The 19,111-nt window shown below is 54.1% G+C and carries 13 protein-coding genes and 1 pseudogene; 9 read left to right on the top strand and 5 right to left on the bottom strand.

Features of this window, described 5'->3' with window-relative positions:
* Positions 1–28 precede the first annotated feature (28 nt).
* Positions 29–1,117, top strand: coding sequence for a sugar kinase (locus tag ABRZ26_RS08895; RefSeq protein WP_319603900.1), 1,089 nt, complete (start codon positions 29–31; stop codon positions 1,115–1,117).
* Positions 1,118–1,147: 30 nt separating this feature from the next.
* On the opposite strand, the gene ABRZ26_RS08890 is transcribed toward ABRZ26_RS08895, so the two are convergent.
* The 4 genes and pseudogenes from ABRZ26_RS08890 to flhA form a co-directional block, all read right to left on the bottom strand.
* Positions 1,148–2,398 (bottom strand): NupC/NupG family nucleoside CNT transporter, encoded by a 1,251-nt coding sequence (locus ABRZ26_RS08890; RefSeq protein ID WP_319603899.1) that lies wholly within the window; start codon positions 2,396–2,398, stop codon positions 1,148–1,150.
* 110 nt (positions 2,399–2,508) lie between these two features.
* Complete coding sequence (locus ABRZ26_RS08885) at positions 2,509–3,444, bottom strand: pseudouridine-5'-phosphate glycosidase (protein WP_319603898.1); 936 nt, start codon at positions 3,442–3,444, stop codon at positions 2,509–2,511.
* Positions 3,432–4,372, bottom strand: a pseudogene (locus ABRZ26_RS08880) (pseudouridine kinase). The gene ABRZ26_RS08885 and the pseudogene ABRZ26_RS08880 overlap by 13 nt, the downstream one beginning before the upstream one ends.
* 345 nt (positions 4,373–4,717) lie before the next feature.
* Positions 4,718–6,889 carry a formate hydrogenlyase transcriptional activator FlhA gene (gene flhA / locus ABRZ26_RS08875; RefSeq protein ID WP_319603896.1) on the bottom strand — a complete coding sequence of 724 codons (2,172 nt, stop codon included), beginning with the start codon at positions 6,887–6,889 and terminating at the stop codon, positions 4,718–4,720.
* Between the two features lie 812 nt (positions 6,890–7,701).
* Between flhA and ABRZ26_RS08870 the strand changes: the two genes are divergently transcribed.
* The gene (locus ABRZ26_RS08870; RefSeq protein ID WP_319603895.1) at positions 7,702–8,997 is read left to right on the top strand and encodes a dicarboxylate/amino acid:cation symporter; all 1,296 of its coding nucleotides are present in this window, start codon (positions 7,702–7,704) and stop codon (positions 8,995–8,997) included.
* A 58-nt stretch (positions 8,998–9,055) separates the two neighbouring features.
* On the opposite strand, the gene hypT is transcribed toward ABRZ26_RS08870, so the two are convergent.
* Positions 9,056–9,946: a hypochlorite stress DNA-binding transcriptional regulator HypT gene (hypT, locus tag ABRZ26_RS08865; RefSeq protein WP_319603894.1), complete on the bottom strand. Its 891-nt coding sequence runs from the start codon at positions 9,944–9,946 to the stop codon at positions 9,056–9,058.
* A gap of 149 nt (positions 9,947–10,095) precedes the next feature.
* Between hypT and cuyB the strand changes: the two genes are divergently transcribed.
* The 7 genes from cuyB (at position 10,096) to fbpC (ending at position 18,926) form a co-directional block, all read left to right on the top strand.
* Positions 10,096–10,812, top strand: coding sequence for a cysteate racemase (gene cuyB, locus ABRZ26_RS08860; protein WP_319603996.1), 717 nt, complete (start codon positions 10,096–10,098; stop codon positions 10,810–10,812).
* A 97-nt stretch (positions 10,813–10,909) separates the two neighbouring features.
* Entirely contained in the window at positions 10,910–11,539 is a 630-nt protein-coding gene (locus ABRZ26_RS08855) for a response regulator (RefSeq protein ID WP_319603893.1), read from the top strand.
* 3 nt (positions 11,540–11,542) lie between these two features.
* A complete protein-coding gene (locus tag ABRZ26_RS08850) occupies positions 11,543–13,117 on the top strand; it encodes an MASE1 domain-containing sensor histidine kinase (protein WP_319603892.1) in 1,575 nt (524 codons plus the stop codon).
* A 90-nt stretch (positions 13,118–13,207) separates the two neighbouring features.
* Positions 13,208–14,515, top strand: coding sequence for an MFS transporter family glucose-6-phosphate receptor UhpC (uhpC, locus tag ABRZ26_RS08845; protein WP_319603891.1), 1,308 nt, complete (start codon positions 13,208–13,210; stop codon positions 14,513–14,515).
* A gap of 37 nt (positions 14,516–14,552) precedes the next feature.
* Positions 14,553–15,584 carry an ABC transporter substrate-binding protein gene (locus ABRZ26_RS08840; protein ID WP_319603890.1) on the top strand — a complete coding sequence of 344 codons (1,032 nt, stop codon included), beginning with the start codon at positions 14,553–14,555 and terminating at the stop codon, positions 15,582–15,584.
* A 145-nt stretch (positions 15,585–15,729) separates the two neighbouring features.
* Entirely contained in the window at positions 15,730–17,817 is a 2,088-nt protein-coding gene (locus ABRZ26_RS08835) for an ABC transporter permease (protein WP_319603889.1), read from the top strand.
* Between the two features lie 5 nt (positions 17,818–17,822).
* Positions 17,823–18,926, top strand: a complete 1,104-nt coding sequence (gene fbpC, locus ABRZ26_RS08830; RefSeq protein WP_319603888.1) for a ferric ABC transporter ATP-binding protein — start codon at positions 17,823–17,825, stop codon at positions 18,924–18,926.
* Positions 18,927–19,111 lie beyond the last annotated feature (185 nt).

Here is a 19,111-nt window from a genome sequence, read left to right as displayed (position 1 = left end):
CAGCTGAACGAAGAAGCGACGGTGTGAAATGAACGAGAGAGAAAAGCAGATCCTCAAGATTTTGCGCCGCAACCCGCTTATTCAGCAAAATGAAATCGCCGATATCCTCGACATCAGCCGTTCGCGCGTTGCCGCCCATATCATGGATTTGATGCGCAAAGGGCTCATTAAGGGGAAAGGCTATATTCTTACCGAGCAGGAATATTGCGTGGTGCTCGGCGCCATCAATATGGATATTCGCGGCGTCGCCGACGTGCATTACCCGCAATCGGCATCCAATCCCGGCAGCATCCAGTGCTCGGCGGGCGGCGTCGGACGCAACATCGCGCACAACCTGGCGCTGCTGGGGCGCGACGTCCATTTGATTTCCGCCATCGGCAACGACTTCTATGGCGAGACGCTGCTCGAACAGACTCGTCAGGCAGGCGTCAACATGCAAAGCTGTACACGTCTGCACGGACACAACACCTCGATTTATCTGTCCATTGCAAACCGGCGGGATGAAACCGTGCTGGCGATCAACGACACGCACATCCTCGAAAAGCTCACACCGCAGTTGCTCAACAGCGCACGCGATTTGATCACCCACGCAGGCGTGATTCTGGCGGACTGCAACTTGTCGGCGGAATCCCTTGAGTGGGTCTTTACTCTGGCGGGCGATATTCCTGTCTTCGTTGATACGGTATCCGAATTCAAGGTCGAGAAGATTAAACCCTGGCTGGCGCGCATTCACTCGCTTAAGCCGACGCAGCAAGAGCTGCAAATTCTCTGGGGCCGCGAGATAACCGGCGAAGACGAACGCCGCGACGCCGTTCAGTGGCTGCATCGGCAAGGGACGCGGCGAGTGTTTGTCTACCTGGAGGACGATGCCGTGTTCTGTAGCGAAAAAGACGGCGAGCAGTTCTTACTGACGCCGCCTGTTCATCCGGTGGCGGATAATTTTGGCGCGGATGATGCCTACATGGCGGGGCTGCTTTACAGCTTTCTTGACGGCAGCGACTTCGCCGCCAGCGCCCGCTTTGCGCTGGCCTGCGCCGCGTTATCGCGCGCCAGCATCAGCATGAATAACCCGATACTGTCCGCTGACAACGCGTTGCAACTCGTCGGGCAACTGTAACCCGCGCCGGGCATTCGGCGCGGGTATCGCTCAGGCAAGACCGATGAAGAATCCGGCGATGGTGGCGCTCATCAGGTTGGAAAGCGTGGCGGCGACCAACGCTCTCACGCCCAGTTGGGCGATTTCCGGCGCGCGCTGCGGGGAAACCGCAGAGAATGCGCCGACCACCACGCCGATCGAGCCGAAGTTGGCGAACCCGCACAGCGCGAAAGAAATAATGGCGATGGTTTTAACGTCCAGCGCGCCGGGGGTTTGCAGATACGGCGAGAAATTGAGATAGGCGACAAATTCGTTGATCGCCAGCTTTTGGCCGATCAGACTGCCCGCCAGCGTCGCTTCGCTCCAGTCAACGCCCATAATCCAGGCGAGCGGCGCCAGCGCATAGCCGAACAACGCTTCCAGCGAGAGATTGTCGACGCCGAACCAGCCGCCGATGCCGCCGATCATGCCATTAAGCAGCGCAATAATGGCCACGAACGCCATCACCACGGTTGCGACGCCGGCGGCGATTTTCAGCCCGGTCATCGCCCCGCTGGCGGCGGCTTCAATAATGCTTTTCGGCGGCGTTTCGCTGAAGGAAAGGTTCTCAAAGGTGACCTGCGATTCTTCCGTCGCCGGGCTCAGCAAGCGAGCAAACAGAATACCGCCCGGTATCGCCATTAACGATGCCGCCAGCAGGTAATCAATCGGCACGCCCATCCCGGCATAGCCGATCAGCATCGAGCCGGCAATCGACGCCATGCCGCTGCAAATCGCGGTGAACAGTTCGTTGCGGTTAAGCCGGTTTATAAACGGTTTGACGATGGCCGGGATTTCGTTCTGGCCGAGGAAAATCGTGGTGACCGCGACGAAAGATTCTATTCTGCTGATTTTTAGCGCCCGCTGGAAAATCCCGCCCAGAATACGAATCAACAACCCCATTACCCCAATGTAATAAAGCAGGCTAATTAACGCCGTCACGAAGATAATGGCGGGCAGGACGCGGAAGGCGAAAATAAACCCTGCGCCATCGAACAGCTGGTCCATTTTCGGCCCGACCAACGCGCCGAAGATAAATGCGCTGCCCGCGTCGCTGTATGACATAACCTTATGCACGCCGTGCGCGGCTTGCTCAACCAGCCATTTGCCCGGAGGAAAATAGAGCATGACGCCGCCGATGGCGATTTGCAGCGCAAAGGCCGCGCCTACCGTCCTTATACTGATGCGTTTTTTATTGACTGACAGCAAAAAAGCGATGGTCAGCAATACCCCCATACCCAGAAGACTTCTCATTAAGTCCATAATAATTTCCCTTATACATGGTCGAAAACCCGGCCGCGAGGCCAGGCGATCCGGTATGTCGATATTTCAAAACCTGTTACGGGCGAAGGCAGACTGTCCGCAGATTAACGTTAAGCGAGCTGTTGATATTCTTTGGCGATTTCACTGGCCAGTGCGGCGTTATTAAACACCAGTTGGATGTTGGATTTCAGGCTATCGCCGCCGGTCAACTCCGCGACGCGGGCCAGCAGGAACGGCGTGCTCTCTTTGCCGATAATCCCCTGCTCATGCGCCTCCGCCAGCGCGCGGTCGATGGCGGCATTAATCTTTTCTTCCGCCATGGCGTACTGTTGTGGGATCGGATTCGCCACCACCAACCCGCCGTTAAGGCCGATCTGCCATTTCACCGCCATCGCCCGGGCGATTTCTTTAGGCGTATCAAGCTGAATGCCAACGTTGAAAGGACTGGTGCGGCAGAAAAAGGCCGGAAGCGACGAGGTTTGATAACCAATTAACGGCACGCCGAACGTTTCCAAATATTCGGTGGTCAACCCCAAATCAAGAATAGATTTTGCGCCCGCGCAAACGACGGCGACATTGGTTTTCGCCAGTTCCTGAAGGTCGGCCGAAATATCAAAGGTTTGCTCGGCGCCGCGATGCACACCGCCAATTCCGCCGGTGGCGAAAACTTTAATTCCCGCCATCGCGGCGATAATCATCGTCGAGGCCACGGTGGTGGCGCCGTTTACGCCGGCGGCGACCACAAACGGTAAATCGCGACGGCTTACTTTCGTGACGCCGTGTCCTTCACGGCCTAATAATTCAATTTCTTCTTTATTCAGCCCGACTTTCATTACCCCATGAATAATGGCGATGGTCGCGGGAACCGCGCCGTGTTTACGCACGGTTTCTTCGACTTCAAGGGCGGTTTGCGCATTTTCAGGAAAAGGCATGCCGTGAGAAATAATCGTCGATTCAAGCGCAACCACAGGTTTATTATTGGCTAAGGCCGCTTTAACTTCGGGCGATATTTGCAGTAACTGAGCAGAGATGTTTAATTCAGACATTTTCTTTCTCCATTAAATCCATCACTGTTGCGAAAGATAATTCAGGGTTATTGGTATATTCTGAAGACAGCGCCAGCGACGCGCATCCCTGGGCAAAGCGCACCGAATCGATAAATGAAAATTGCTCAACCGAACAGGCGGCGAGTCCAGCCATCATTGCATCGCCCGCGCCGGTTACATTCACCACCTGCGTTTGTATCGGCGGCGACCAGCCGCGTTCACCGTTGAGTTCGCTGTAATACACCCCGTCGCCGCCCATGCTGAGCACCAGGCGTCTCAGACCGCGCTGGTGAAACCAGTCCGCGGCGCCGACCACGTCATCCGGCCCGGAAAGCGTGATGCCGCTTAGCGTTTCCGCCTCAAGCCGGTTGGGTTTAAGGGTGTGAATCAGCGGTAGGCAGTCTTTGATTTTCACGCATTTCCAGGCCGAAACCGGATCGATAAATACCGGTTTATCCTGTGCATGCGTCAGGAGCCAGGCGAGCGCCGCCTCACTGATATTGCAATCCGCAACAATTACCGCGGCGCCGCGAATAAATGCCAGATGCTGAGCTAAAAACTCAGGCGTAATATGTTCTGTAATGCTCATGTCATTAATGGCGACAAGCATTTCCCCGGTGTTGTCGAGTAAAGATAAATAACTTGAAGTCCGCTGGTTCGCGACGATCGCGCATTTATCGACGTGAACGCCCGACTCGCGTGTTTTATTAAGTAGTAATTCGCCATAAGAATCATCGCCGACTACCGTAAGCAGCCAGGATTCAATACCCAGCAAGGCCAGATTCTGCGAAATATTGCGCCCGACGCCGCCGGGCGTATATTTAATTTTCCCTGGGTTGGAATCTGCATAATTCAGAGGAGCATGAGAATAGCCGGCAATATCCATATTGGCTGAACCAATAGTTACAATGTAGCCTTTTTCGCGCATGGAATGCCCTCTGATAAAATCATTTTCAGATTAATTAGCCCGTTAATAACAACGGCGATAACTATCGCGGTAAAAAAATATTAGAGCAGATGTTTATTTTTGAACACCTGTTTACTGTAGGGCTTTTGAGAGGAGAGTAAAGGCAACGCCGCGAGAGCTGGGACAAAAATAAGATCTTAATCACATATTTCCATTGTCCCTTGAGGGGAAAAGGTCAATTTATGTGATACACGTCACATAAATACCTTTCACAACATATTGGCGATGAGTCTGAGAGGAAAAACGTCGAGGCAGGGTGACTGTGGACGCGCCGCGCAGATACGTACCCGGCGAGGAATGATCGGCCTACTCCATATCTTCGATGGCCTTGACGGAAATCCCCATCCGCTGCATGCGCGATAGCAGCGTGGTACGTTTCAGACCCAACCTGACGGCGGCGCCTTTCGGCCCGGCGACAATGCCGTTGGTCTCTTTCAGCACCTGAATAATCCGCTGGCGCTCAGATTGTTCTTCGTCATCCGCGGCAACCGGCGATGCCGCCGGCGCCGCTTTTTCCGCCGCCGGAGACGCCTTGAGCGCGTCCGGCGCGGGCTGGTGATATTGCAATTCGCCCAGTTGCAGATTTAGCGTGGCGCCTTTCGTCAGGATCACCGCCCTTTCGATCACATTCTCCAACTCACGCACATTCCCCGGCCAGGGCAACTTACTAAGCTGACGCAACATTTCGGAAGGAATGCTGTCGATGGTTCGATTCATGCGCCGCGCAATCTTACGGGTAAAAAATTTGGCCAGCAGCGGGATATCTTCCGGCCGTTCACGCAACGGCGGGATCACGATAGGAAAGACATTCAGCCGATAATAGAGATCGCTGCGGTATTCCCGATCGGCCACCATCTGTTTCAAATCGCGGTTGGTGGCAGCAATCAGACGCACATCGACTGAAATCACTTTACTGCCGCCCAATCGTTCGATTTCCCGCTCCTGCAACACCCGCAACAGTTTGGGTTGCAGCTCTAAAGGGATATCGCCCACTTCATCCAGAAACAGCGTGCTCTTATCCGCCATTTCAAAACGCCCTTGCCGCTGAGTCGTAGCGCCGGTAAACGCGCCTTTTTCATGCCCGAACAGATCGCTCTCCAATAACCCGGATGGGATAGCGGCGCAATTCATTTTCACCATGCGCTTCGCCTTACGCGAACTCAGACTATGAATGGCGCGCGCGATCAACTCTTTCCCGGTTCCGGTTTCCCCCAGAATAAGCACGGTACTGTCGCTGCCGGCCACCATTTCCACCTGCTCCAGTACCGAGCGGATCGCGGCGCTGCGGCCGATAATTTCCCCGAAAGCCGCGCCGCCCAGGCTTTGGGTATGCTCGGTCAATTGTTCCGTCAGGTAGAAATTTTCATGGATCAGACTGTCTTTCAGGCGGGTAATCTGCTCGTAGGCCAGCGCGTTATCCAGCGCAATGGCGATACGCGACGCGATCTGACGCAGCAACTTTATCTCCGCCTCGCTGACCGACAGTTCGACGCCGTGGGCCAGCTCCAGTACGCCCAGCACATGGCTGCCGAAAGCCAACGGCAGCAGACAGGCATGCTGTAATCCGCTGTCAAACCCCTGCGCCAAATAGCGTGGCTGACCGGGCTTGATCATCCGGTCGCGATGATTGATGAGCATGAGCTCGTTGGTGCGTATGACGTCGGCCGCCAGCATCTCTTCATGCGCCAGCTCCCCTTCCCCCAAGCGCGGCGTCTGGCCGGGGAGATAGTGCGTCGCGTAATACTTCAGCGTTTTATCATCGTCATCGTTATCCCGAAAAGCCAGGGCCACGAAATCGATATTAAAAAAACGGTGGATCTCTTTTGAAACTTCCAGCGCCAGCGCCTTAAGTTCCAGTTTGGAAATCACGGTGTTGGTCACATCCACCAGAATGCGGAAATGGTCGCGTTCATGGCGCAGCCTCTCTTCTTCGCGCCGCGCCAGCTCACGCTCGCTGATATTTTCCAGCGCCAGCGTCACCACGCCGGACAACGCCTGAAAAAAAACGATTTCACTGTCATCAAACCGGCTGCCGTCCGTTTTAATGAACTCAAGGCCCCCTAACGCACGGTGCGGCGTCAATAACGGCAGTTGGCAATAATCGCTGAGCCCGGCGTAAGCAGGCTGATTCATCAGAGAGGGGAAATCATGCTGGAAATGAACTTTGTCGCAATGCAACAGCGTATGGGTGTTCCATACCACATTGCCCGGCCCTTCCAGTAGCGATAGCGTTTCTTCGCTACAGCCGGTTTCATTCGTATCGCGGTCATGGCTGTAAAACGCGGCCTGATTATGCAGGGGATCGATCAATAGCAGGTTAACCCGACCAAACCGCACCACCGAAAAAGAGAGGCTATCCAACACCTGCAACAGGTTATCAATGCTGCGCTGCTGCAACAGTGTCTGCGACACTTTCAGCAACGTATCCTGCCATAAAATCGACAAGCGTGATGGAAAATCTGTCAGCCGTATCGCCATAGCTACCGCAATAAAATCGCCATGAAAAGTGTGGTTAATAGTGTAGGAGTTAACAGACTAAAAACCTATATTGTCATGCCAATAGGTTGATCTGAATCGTACTAAACAAGCGTGAATCAACCTTCAGCCGCACTGAATAATAATAAGAACCATTTACCAATCTCGGCACGCCCGTCAAAGGCGGCGGTTGATTGATGCGCCGTTCAAATCAATCCTGCGGGCGTATTTTTACAATGTAACAAAAACAACACTTTTATTTATCAAAATAAAACAATTAGTCTCCATTTTCGCCATTTCATTTGAATAAATAACGAACAAAAATAATTACTTTATTTGAATATAATATTTATAACTAGACAGATGCATAATCTCTTGGTAGAGCCGGAAAATTAAACCGCCACAAAGAAAGTCGATAAAATACCCTGCAAATATAATTCTATTTATTACTAATATCGCCCACACCATAAGAAAATCTAATAGATGGGGCGTTTTATGTCTGCATGCGCAAAAAATGATTGTTCAATGCATTGTTTTTTATGTAATTTATTAACCTGACATTTAACGGACTGCGCAACGCCGCTATCCATCGAACGCCATAATCATGTTTTTTTTTGCGCCGAATTGTTATAGTTTGCAACCCGTCACACAGAAAAAACGGTAAACGACAAGAATCCATGTAATATCTGGCAGACAGACACAACATCCCCAATAACAGTCAGGGGGCTGGTTCAGTGCGTTCAAGGAATACGCGCCGTTTCCCACGCTGTAATAATACTGTGTTGTCTGAATCTATTCACCAACATGAGGTTTATATGCAAAGGCAGAAGTTACTTATACAGATAGTCGTGGCTATCATATTAGGGATATTAATAGGATGGCTATGTCATCAGTATCTTGATGGAGGTCGAGCCAAGGAAATTGCCTCTTATTTCAATATGGTGACCGATATTTTCCTGCGTTTGATCAAGATGATCATTGCTCCGCTGGTGTTCGCCACGCTGGTTTCCGGCCTGGCCAGTATGGGCAACTCGTCCGCCGTCGGACGTATCGGCCTGAAAGCCATGACCTGGTTTGTCACCGCCTCCGTTCTTTCCCTGTTTATCGGCATGGCGTTGGCTAATTTCTTCCAGCCCGGCGCCGATATGAACCTGGAAATCCCGGCCGCTTCCGCCCACGTCGCTACCGGGCTGAACACCGATGGCTTTACGCTCAAGAGCTTCATCAGCCATATTTTCCCGAAAAGCATCGTGGAAGCGATGGCGAACAATGAAATCCTGCAAATTCTGGTCTTCTCACTGTTCTTCGGCTCTGCGCTTGCCTTTGTGAAACACAAGAACAAAAACGCCAGCGTGATTTCATCCATGATTGAGGAACTGGCCAAGATCATGTTCCGCGTGACGGACTACGTGATGAGCCTGGCGCCTATCGCCGTCTTCGCCGCCATCGCCTCCGCCATCACCACCCAGGGACTGGGCCTGCTGTACGACTTCGGCAGGCTGATTGGCGAGTTCTATCTCGGTCTGGTGCTGCTGTGGGCCGTGTTGTTCCTGGTGGGCTACGCCTTCCTCGGCCGGTCGATCGTCACGCTGGGCAAACTGATCCGCGAACCGACCATGCTGGCCTTCGCCACCGCCAGCAGCGAATCGGCCTATCCGAAAACCATGGAAGCGCTGACCAAGTTCGGCGTACCGAAGAAAATCACCAGTTTTGTGCTGCCGCTGGGTTACTCGTTCAACCTTGACGGCTCAATGATGTATCAGTCTTTTGCCATCCTGTTTATCGCACAGGCGTACAACATTGATTTAAGCCTGACGCAGCAAGTCCTGATTCTGCTGACGCTGATGATCACCAGTAAAGGTATGGCGGGCGTAGCGCGCGCGTCTGTCGTGGTGGTCGCCGCGACGCTGCCGATGTTCAGCCTGCCGGAAGCCGGCATTCTGCTGATTATCGGTATCGACCAATTCCTGGATATGGGCCGTACCGCCACCAACGTTATCGGCAACAGTATCTCCACCGCCGTGGTCGCCAAGCTGGAAAACAGTATCGGCGCGCCGGAGGAAGAGGAAGATGAAGAAATCGAGTATGAAGAGGCGAGCGCGAATCGGTAATTAATCGCTCGCCTTATCCGCAATCACGGCGGCCTTTATGGCCGCCGTTTTTTATCCGCTAATGCCGTCCCAGCGTTTTCACATAGCGCCAGAATTTTTCCGATGCCATGTTCAGCTTGGTATCCAGCCGGTAGATATAAACCCCCATCGGCATCACCGCGTTTTTCATATCGACGATGGTCAGCGTTTTGTCTTGCAACTCGTCCTGAATCGAATAATCCGGCAGCCAGGCGATACCGAACCCCTGTTTGGTCATACGCTTAAGCAGATCGCTCATCGATGAAACAAAAGTAATGGCGAATTTATTGCTGTCGATGCCGGCGAGATAGCGGTTTACCTGACGTCCCATATAGCTGTTATCGGTATAATTCAACAGCGGCGCCGCAGGGGTATGGATATCGAATAGCGGGTTGCCTTCGCCGTCGCACGCGCAGACAGGATAAAGACGGGATTCCAGTATTTTGGCGTGCATAAAAGGTTCGGACATCAAATCTTCATTATAAAAAGAGATGATAAAATCACTGCGCCCTTCCTTAAGGTTTAATACCGCCTCATCTACATCAATGGATTCGACATAAAATATCTTTTCCTGAGATTCCGGCACATTCTTTAATAACTCAGGCATGATAAAAATCGACAGCGAATGCGCGGCCGCGATAGTGATTTTATTTTTATAATGACTGCCGCCGTGCAATTTATTTAATTGATACTCTAAATCATCCAGGGTATTTCGAATATGCGCATGAAAAACCCGGCCCTGTTCGGTTAATTGCAACGGCGAAGAGGCGCGGTCAAAAATATCGAAGCCAATCGCCGTCTCCAGCGCGCGAATACGCCGACTGAATGATGACTGAGAAATATTTCTTTTTTCCGCCGCGATCGTAAAGCTGCGATACTCCTCCAGCGCGATAAAATCATAAAGCCATTTTGTTTCTATATTATTCAGCATGATATTGCACCGCGTTTGCAAACCCAGGAAAAGCATGAGAAACCGACGAGCTATGCAAATCATACATAGCGAATGGGAATTTAGCAATTCACATTCCGGCGGGATGTGCAATTATGCTTTCAGTTTCAGAACGCTATGAGGCATACGGCATGAACAGTCTAATCGGTATTCTTGGCGGCATGGGGCCGGGCGCAACGGTTGACGCCATGCAGAAGTTGATAAAAAACACCCCCGCCTATCGCGACCAGGATCATATCCCGATGATTGCGGTTTCTATTCCGGATATTCCGGACAGAACACAATGTATTCTCGACCATAGCGCATCGCCGCTGGAAAAAATGATTCAGTATATGAAAATATTGGAGAATGCCGGCGCCGAGTGCATTATTATTCCCTGTAATACCGCGCACTACTGGTTCAATGAATTAAAAATGCATACCCGCGTTGAAATGATCAGTATTATCGATGCAACCTGCCAGGTTATTCAGCAGCAAAAAATCACCCGCGTGGGTTTACTGGCGACAACGGCCACCGTTAAGGCGCGGATCTATCAAAATAAACTGAGCGACAGTCATATTTGCTGCCACACGCCGACAGCGATTGAACAAAAACAGGTGATGGAAAGTATTTATGCCTATAAATCCGGCGATGCGCAAACCGCCCATCGCCTTCTCTCGCCGATAAAAGATCGCATGCGGCAAGACGGGGTGGAAAAAATCATTCTGGGTTGTACCGAACTGCCCCTTATTCTGGCAAACGACATACAGATATCGCCGGAAAACTATATCGACGCCACCGAAGCGTTGATCAAAAAAACCGTCGAATGGTACTTCACGCATACGCACAGGAACGAAGTCGCGGCCTGATCTGTTAACTCGCTTCCAATTTTATTTCCTGCGGTTGCGGGGATCGGCGTGACTGCGCATCATGCTGTTTCGTGACTTTTAAGTTGCAGGCAAAACGATGATTAATGTGGCGCTGATAGACGACCATATCGTTGTACGTTCCGGCTTTGCACAACTTCTGGCATTGGCGGACGATATTCAGGTCATTGGGGAGTATGCCTCGGCCGCGCAGGCATGGCCGCACCTTCTCAAACTGCCCATTGACGTTGCGGTGATTGATATCGCCATGCCGGATGAAAGCGGTCTGAGCCTGTTAACCCGACTGCGCCGGCAGCGTCCCGCCTTCCGCGCCATTATTCTAAGCATCTATGACACCAGCGCCTTTGTGCAAAGCGCGCTGGATGCCGGCGCCGTCGGCTATCTCACTAAACGATGCGGCCCTGAAGAGCTGGTTCAGGCCGTTCGTGTCGTCAGCGGCGGCGGTCTGTATCTGTGCGCGGACGCGCTGCACAGCATTCGCCACCAGCAACAACCGCCGAAAGAGCTGCTGGCGTTAACGCCGCGCGAACGAGAGATCTTTGCCCTGCTGGTCAATGGATTAAGCGTGAAAAACATTGCGGAGCAGCTTGCGCTGAGCCATAAAACCGTACACGTCCACCGCGCCAATATCCTGGGCAAATTACAATGCGATTCCACGGTTGAACTGGTGCATTTTGCTTTACGGCATCAGTTATTGGCGGGGAAATAACCCATGCCCGGCCGTCGTTCCGCCGGTATGATGCTGTTCCTGCTTTTTTTCTATAGCTTAAGCTGGTTGGCGTTATGGACCATCAGTTTCTACCTGAGCAATAACGGCCAGCAGGCGATACTGTTATTGCCGCAGGGACTGCGGCTGGCGCTGATGATCCTGCTGCCGCGCAGATACTGGCCGACGCTGCTGCTGGCCGAAATGGCGATGCAGACCTGGTTGATCGGCGAACAGTTGCAAACCCAACGGCTGGCCTTGCTTTCTCCCTGGCTGAGCCTGCTACCGGCGATCTGCACGCAGAAAATCTGGCATCGCTATACGCTGTACTGGCAGCGGCTTCTGCTGTTGCTGGCGGCGCTGACACTGAACAGCATCCTGCACGGGCTGTTTATCGGTCTCTGGCTGCCCGCGCAGTTTACCCAAACGCTACTGGCGACCTTTACCGGCGGCGTATTGTTGATTCCCTTTACCTATCTGATTCATGAGTATATCAAGCAACAGCACCTGCAAATCCTGCTGGCGCAGGCGATCCCCGATCCGCCGCTGCGCACATCGTTACTGATCTGGTGTTCGCTGTTTTTTTCCATCGGCGTCTGTCTGCAAATCACCTTTACGCCGGAAATGGAGCGTCTGCTGCTCATTTTCGTTTTCTTTCCCAATGTGGTGATGGCCTATAAGTTCGGCTGGCAAGGCGGGGTGTTATCCGCGGTGCTGGGCAGTCTGATGATCACGGCGACCCGTCAGGTCAGCGGCGCATTTAACGACTTACGCGAACTGGAACTGTTTGTCTCCACCCAGGCGCTGTTAGGCATCGGACTGGGGATCGCCATCAGCCGTCAACAGCAACTGGCGCAGCGGTTACAGCGCTATCGTCAACAACTGGAACAGGAACTGAAAACCCGACGCCGGCTGATGGAACAAATCATTCATACCGAAGAGGAAGTACGTAAAGATATCGCCCGCGAACTGCATGACGACATCGGCCAGAACATTACCGCTATCCAGATTCAGGCCATGCTGGTTAAACATAGCGTCTCGGCGGGAACGGCCCAGCAGGCCGCCGGCCAAATCGGCGTGCTGTCCCAGCGTATTCATCATACTACCCGTCAGCTATTGCGTCGGTTACGTCCCCCGGTACTGGATGAAATGATGCTGGACAAAGCGCTGCGCCATCTGGCGGACGAGTTCGCCTTCAACAGCAGGGGAATCGACTTCAATCTGGATTATCAGTTGCCGCAACAGCCTTATGACGACGCGGTGATCTTTACGCTCTACCGGCTGTTACAGGAACTGCTCAATAACATCAATAAACATGCCTTTGCCAGCCGGATTGAGGTTTCCCTCTATCAAAAAGAGGACTTAATCACGCTGGAAGTCATCGATGACGGCATCGGTATCCCATCGGACAACGTCGGCGGTTTCGGTCTGCGCGGAATAGAGGAGCGAGTGCGGGCGCTGGGCGGGAACTGGCTGGTTCAGGCGCAGCGTCAACCCGCGCGCGCCGGCGAAGCGCCGCGACAGCACGGCACCCATATAATTGTTAACCTGCCCACAAAATCTAAACAAAAGGCCGTCTGACTAGGAATTGTTCCTAGACGGCTAAAACCTTATCTCATCTCTTTTGACCGGTTTCCCCCTACGCTTGCGCCATAGCCGATCGAGGTATCCATGCACAGGACAACGCTATCTCCGACACAAATCAGCCTGCGTTACCGTTACTGGCGACCCCGGCTGCTGATTTCGATGATAGTCGGGTACGCCACCTTCTATCTGACACGGCGCAGCGTCAATTTCGCCATGCCGGTGATGCAATTGGAGCTAGGGCTGAGTAAAGACGACATCGGTCTGTTGGGGACGCTGTTTTATCTCTGTTACGGCGCATCGAAGTTTATCTCCGGCATGGTGTGCGATCGCAGTCAGGCGCGCTGGTTTATGGGCGTCGGACTGCTGATTACCGGGATATTGAACATTTTATTCATTTTCTGCCAGTCGCTCAGCGGGTTGCTGATTGTCTGGGCGTTGAACGGATTCTTTCAGGGATGGGGCTGGCCGCCCTGCGCCAGACTGCTGACCAGTTGGTATTCGCGCAACGAGCGCGGCCTCTGGTGGGGATGCTGGAACACCTCAATCAACATCGGCGGCGCGGCGGTACCCTTACTGGCGGGGTATCTGGCCGCGGAATGGGGATGGCAGGCGGCGCTGCTGACGCCGGGGATCGTCGGCATCCTGGTTGGCCTGTGGCTGTGCCGGCGGTTATGCGACAAACCGCAGCAGCAGGGGCTGCCGAGCGTGGGCCAATGGCGGCGGGATGCGCTGGAAATCCGCCAGGAACAGCAAAGTCCGCCGATGCCGATGCGGCAGATGCTGCGGGATACCATCCTGCGCAACCGGACTATCTGGCTACTGGGGATTTCCTACATTCTGGTGTATCTGATTCGCATCGCCCTGAATGACTGGGGAAATATCTGGCTGGCGGAGAGCCACGGCTTCAACCTGCTCAGCGCCAACGCCACGCTGTCGTTGTTCGAGTTGGGCGGATTGATCGGCGCGCTGTTTGCCGGCTGGGGATCGGATCTGCTGTTTCGCGGTCAGCGCGCGCCGATGATCCTGTTGTTTTCGCTGGGGCTGTTCCTGACCATGACCGCCCTGTGGCTGACGCCGGTGCATCACGCCTCGCTGCTGGCGGTCTGTTTTTTCAGCATCGGTTTTTTCGTTTTCGGGCCGCAAATGCTGATCGGCCTGGCGGCCGCCGAGTACAGCCATAAAGATGCCGCCGGCACCGTCACCGGATTCCTGGCCCTGTTCGCCTATCTGGGCGCGGCGCTGGCCGGTTGGCCGCTGGCGCAGATACAGCAACACGCCGGCTGGTACGGATTTTTCACCCTGCTGGCGCTGGCTTCAGCCTGCATCGGGCTATTACTGATGCCGCTGCTGATGGCCGGCGTTAGCCAGCGGGAAACGCTGAAATCACTGTAATACAGGCAGTAACCCTACAAACCGAGAAGGAAAAATAATGAAACTCACTACCCTAACCTCTCTAATCGCCGCCGGGATTACGCTGGCCGCCGTCTCTGCCTCCGCCCAGGCCGCCGGACGGCTGGTGATTTACTGTAGCGCCACCAACGCCTTCTGCGAGGAGGAAGCCAAAGCATTTGGCGAAAAATATGACGTCAGAACCTCGTTTATCCGCAATGGTTCCGGCAGTACGCTGGCGAAGGTCGAAGCGGAGAAGCGCAACCCGCAGGCCGATGTCTGGTACGGCGGTACGCTGGATCCGCAGTCTCAGGCGGGCGAAATGGATCTGCTTGAACCTTACCAGTCCGCCAATCTTGAGCAGATCATGCCGCAGTTCCGCGATCCGGCCAAACGCAAGGGCAACTACTCCTCCGCCGTGTATGTGGGCATTCTGGGCTTCGGCGTCAACACCAATCGCCTGAAAGAGAAAAATCTGCCGGTGCCGCAATGCTGGAAGGACTTGACCGACCCGATTTACAAAGGCGAAATCCAGATAGCCGATCCGCAGAGCTCCGGCACCGCCTATACCGCGCTGGCGACCTTCTCACAGCTATGGGGAGAGGATCAGGCCTTTGATTACCTGAAAAAACTCAACGCCAACGTTTCGCAATACACCAAATCCGGCATCGCTCCGGCGCGCAACGCCGCCCGCGGCGAAACCGCCATCGGCATCGGCTTTCTACATGACTACTCGCTGGAAAAAGAGAAAGGCGCGCCGTTGACGCTGGTTTCCCCCTGTGAAGGCACCGGTTATGAAATCGGCGGCGTCAGCATTCTGAAAGGCGCCCGTAATCTGGACAACGCCAAGCTGTTCGTGGACTGGGCGCTGTCGAAAGAAGCGCAGGAACTCGCCTGGAAGAAAGGTCAGTCCTACCAGATCCTGACCAATACCACCGCCGAGACTTCTCCGCTGTCGCTGAAACTGCAAGATCTGAAACTGATTAATTACGACATGGACAAATACGGCGCGGCGGATGTGCGTAAGGAACTGATTTCTAAATGGGTTAACGAAGTCAAAATGGGTAAGTAGTCGTTTATCGGGTAAATAATCCGGCGGATGAGCCTGCAACGGCGGGATGGCGACATGCGGCTTATCCGCCGACCCGATGCCATTGAATACGTATAACAATCTCACGACTCACTTAATGAATGATGACAATACCAGGGAATCCATCATGTCACACACCTTAACGCTCGCGCCGCCGCGCAAACGCGATCCCATCTTTCTGTGGCTGTCGTTGATAGCCACCGCCTTTCTGCTGCTGCCCGCCTGGAGCCTGGACTACGGCCTGTTTGACGTCACGCGCGATGAGCTGCTGGCCGCTTACAGTTGGTCCAATCTGAATATCAGCCTGCTATGGTTTTTGCTGCCTATGGCGCTGTTATGTCGCCCGCCGGTCGCCGCCGGGCGGGAACGCCCCGGCAGACACCGCTTCGATGCCGCCTACGCGTTGTTCTGCGCCGTTTTCGTGCTGATCAGCGCCACGCTGGCAGGACGAGGCATGGGTTATGCCGCCATCCCGCTGTTCATCGCGCTTGGCGCCATTATCACCCTGTCGCTATCGCGGCTTGACTGGTTAGGCGGCGATCGGTTCGTGATCGGCTCGCTGGTTAGTATCATTGTGCTGATCGGCGCATTTATTCTTTACCCCAGCATCGCCATCTTCATTCCGATGTTCACCAACGACAGCGGTGAATTTGCCCCGCTGCTGTTTATGCAGATTCTGGGACAGGCCCATATTTTACAGGTGATCTGGAACTCGTTCATGCTGGCGGCCGCGGTAGGCGTCGGCTGTACGTTTTTCGGTATGGTGCTGGCGATTTACACTTCGCGCATCGCCCGGCGCTCCGCTATCATCGGCCGGGTATTCTCCATCCTGCCGATCGTCACGCCGCCGTTCGTGGTCGGGCTGGGCGTAACCCTGATGATGGGCCGTTCCGGCTATGTCACCGAACTGATGGTCGCCTGGTTCGGCTTGACCAATACCAACTGGCTCTATGGCTTCACCGGCATCTGGCTGGCGCAGGTGCTGGCCTTTACCCCGATGTCCTTCATGATCCTAGAAGGCGCGATTAAAACCATTCATCCGTCGCTGGAGGAAGCCTCTTACACGCTGCGCGCCAACCGCTGGCAAACGTTTCAGCGGGTATTCCTGCCGCTGCTGAAGCCGGCTCTGGCCAACTCGTTTCTGATCGTTATCGTGCAATCCCTGGCGGATTTCAGCAACCCGCTGGTGCTGGGCGGCAACTTTGATGTTCTCGCCACCCAGATCTATTTCTATATCGTCGGCGCCCAGTTGGATTATCAGGCGGCCAGCACGCTGGGGGTGATCCTGCTGTTGTTCTCGCTGTTGGTGTTCTGTATTCAATATTTATGGATTGGCAAACGCTCCTACGTCACCATCTCCGGCAAATCCTATCGGGGCGATGTGCAGCCGCTGCCGGTCTCGCTGGTGTGGATCGTCAGCATTCTGCTTTATATCTGGATTGCCTTTAATTTCCTGCTGTACGGCAGCATTTTCTACGGCAGCTTCACCGTGAACTGGGGCGTCGACTATACCCTGACGCTGAACAACTTTATCAAGCTGTTCGGGCAAGGTTTCAGCGACGGCGCCTGGCCGTCGATGCTCGACACCCTGTTGTTCGCCGGTATCGCCGCGCCGATTACCGCCATGCTGGGACTGCTTATCGCCTATATCGTGGTGCGCCAGCAGTTTCATGGCAAAAAAACCATCGAGTTCACGACCATGCTGTGTTTCGCCGTACCGGGAACCGTGGCCGGGGTATCCTATATTCTGGCCTTTAACGATGCGCCGATATACCTGACGGGAACCGCCGCCATCATCATTATTTCGATGGTAATGCGTAACGTGCCGGTAGGCATCCGCGCCGGCATCGCCGGTTTGGGCCAGTTGGATAAATCGCTGGATGAAGCCTCGCTCAGCCTGCGCGCCGGTTCCATGCGCACCATCTTTTACATCCTGCTGCCGCTGCTGCGCCCGGCGATCCTGTCGGCGCTGATTTACAGCTTTGTACGCGCCATTACCACCGTCAGCGCCATTGTCTTCCTGGTGACGCCGGATACCCGCGTGGCGACCGCCTACATTCTTAACCGGGTGGAGGACGGCGAATACGGTATGGCGATTGCCTACGGCTCAATTCTCATCATGGTCATGCTGGCCATTATTTTCCTGTTTGACTACCTGGTCGGCGAAGCGCGGGTTTCCCGCTCCAAAGCCCAGAACAGCGACCAAGCGGAGTAATTACCTTGAATACTGAAAAGCCAAAAACACCGGGAACCTCTTTTAATGCCGACCCACAGGGCGCCCGCGATAAGAACTTTGTTGAACTGAAGCACGTCACCAAGCGCTTCGGCCGCAATACCGTTATTGACGACCTCAATCTGGCCATTCCGCAAGGAAAAATGGTCACGCTGCTCGGCCCCTCCGGCTGCGGCAAAACCACCGTACTTCGCCTGGTCGCCGGGCTGGAAAAACCGACGGAAGGCCGCATCCTGATCGACGACGAAGATGTAACCGAACGTTCGATTCAGCAGCGCGACATCTGTATGGTGTTTCAGTCCTACGCCCTTTTTCCGCATATGTCGCTGGGGGAAAATATTGGCTACGGACTGAGAATGCTCGGACGCCCGAAGGCGGAAATTAATCGGCGGGTCAAAGAAGCGCTGGCGTTGGTTGATCTGGACGGGTTCGAAGATCGCTTTGTGGATCAGATCTCCGGCGGCCAGCAACAGCGCGTAGCGCTGGCCCGCGCGTTAATCCTCAAGCCCAAAGTTCTGCTGTTTGACGAGCCGTTAAGTAACCTGGATGCCAACTTGCGACGCAGCATGCGCGAGAAAATCCGTGAGCTGCAACAACAGTTCAATATCACCTCGCTGTATGTGACCCACGATCAAAGCGAAGCCTTTGCGGTTTCCGATATGGTTTTGGTGATGAACAAAGGTAAAATAATGCAACTCGGCGCGCCGCAGGAACTCTATCGCCAGCCGGCATCGCACTTTATGGCGAGTTTTATGGGCGATGCCAATATCTTCCCGGCGAAGCTTTCTCAGGACAGCGTAGACATTTACGGCTATAAACTGCCGCGTCCCGCAGGCTTTGCCGCGGGACTGACCGAATGCACCGTCGGCGTCCGGCCGGAAGCCATCACCCTTGGTCAGCAAGGAGAGGACAGCCAGCGCTGTACCATCACCCAAGTCGCGTACATGGGGCCGCAATACGAAGTGCTGGTCGAGTGGCACGGCCAGTCATTGTTGTTACAGGTCAACGCCACACAGCTCCAACCCAATCCCGGCGATTGCTACTATTTACAGATTCACCCTTACGGCATGTTCGTGCTGGCCGATCAATAATCCCAGGGGCGGCATCCGCTGCCCTTCACTTCCCTGGCCGGCATTAGGCCCGTCACGGCATGAAAAATTCCTGCGCCCCTTCGCCGACGACAGTAAAAATCCACGGTAAAACACCGATATAACTCAGAATTGCAGCAACTTGCACATTCTCTCGCCAAACAGACGGAATTTGTGGTTTCCGCCTT

This window comes from Brenneria sp. L4-2C, assembly GCF_040240335.1.
Classification (GTDB): Bacteria; Pseudomonadota; Gammaproteobacteria; order Enterobacterales; family Enterobacteriaceae; genus Brenneria.
The sequence above is the reverse complement of the archived record's forward strand: the minus strand, read 5'-3'. Positions and strand labels throughout refer to the sequence as shown.

Bases quoted from the DNA above. Each gene is read 5' to 3' on its own strand.
- ABRZ26_RS08895 (WP_319603900.1), top strand. From the start codon at position 29: ATGAACGAGAGAGAAAAGCAGATCCTCAAGATTTTGCGCCGCAACCCG.
- ABRZ26_RS08890 (WP_319603899.1), bottom strand. From the start codon at position 2,398: ATGGACTTAATGAGAAGTCTTCTGGGTATGGGGGTATTGCTGACCATC.
- ABRZ26_RS08885 (WP_319603898.1), bottom strand. From the start codon at position 3,444: ATGTCTGAATTAAACATCTCTGCTCAGTTACTGCAAATATCGCCCGAA.
- flhA (WP_319603896.1), bottom strand. From the start codon at position 6,889: ATGGCGATACGGCTGACAGATTTTCCATCACGCTTGTCGATTTTATGG.
- ABRZ26_RS08870 (WP_319603895.1), top strand. From the start codon at position 7,702: ATGCAAAGGCAGAAGTTACTTATACAGATAGTCGTGGCTATCATATTA.
- hypT (WP_319603894.1), bottom strand. From the start codon at position 9,946: ATGCTGAATAATATAGAAACAAAATGGCTTTATGATTTTATCGCGCTG.
- cuyB (WP_319603996.1), top strand. From the start codon at position 10,096: ATGAACAGTCTAATCGGTATTCTTGGCGGCATGGGGCCGGGCGCAACG.
- ABRZ26_RS08855 (WP_319603893.1), top strand. From the start codon at position 10,910: ATGATTAATGTGGCGCTGATAGACGACCATATCGTTGTACGTTCCGGC.
- ABRZ26_RS08850 (WP_319603892.1), top strand. From the start codon at position 11,543: ATGCCCGGCCGTCGTTCCGCCGGTATGATGCTGTTCCTGCTTTTTTTC.
- uhpC (WP_319603891.1), top strand. From the start codon at position 13,208: ATGCACAGGACAACGCTATCTCCGACACAAATCAGCCTGCGTTACCGT.
- ABRZ26_RS08840 (WP_319603890.1), top strand. From the start codon at position 14,553: ATGAAACTCACTACCCTAACCTCTCTAATCGCCGCCGGGATTACGCTG.
- ABRZ26_RS08835 (WP_319603889.1), top strand. From the start codon at position 15,730: ATGTCACACACCTTAACGCTCGCGCCGCCGCGCAAACGCGATCCCATC.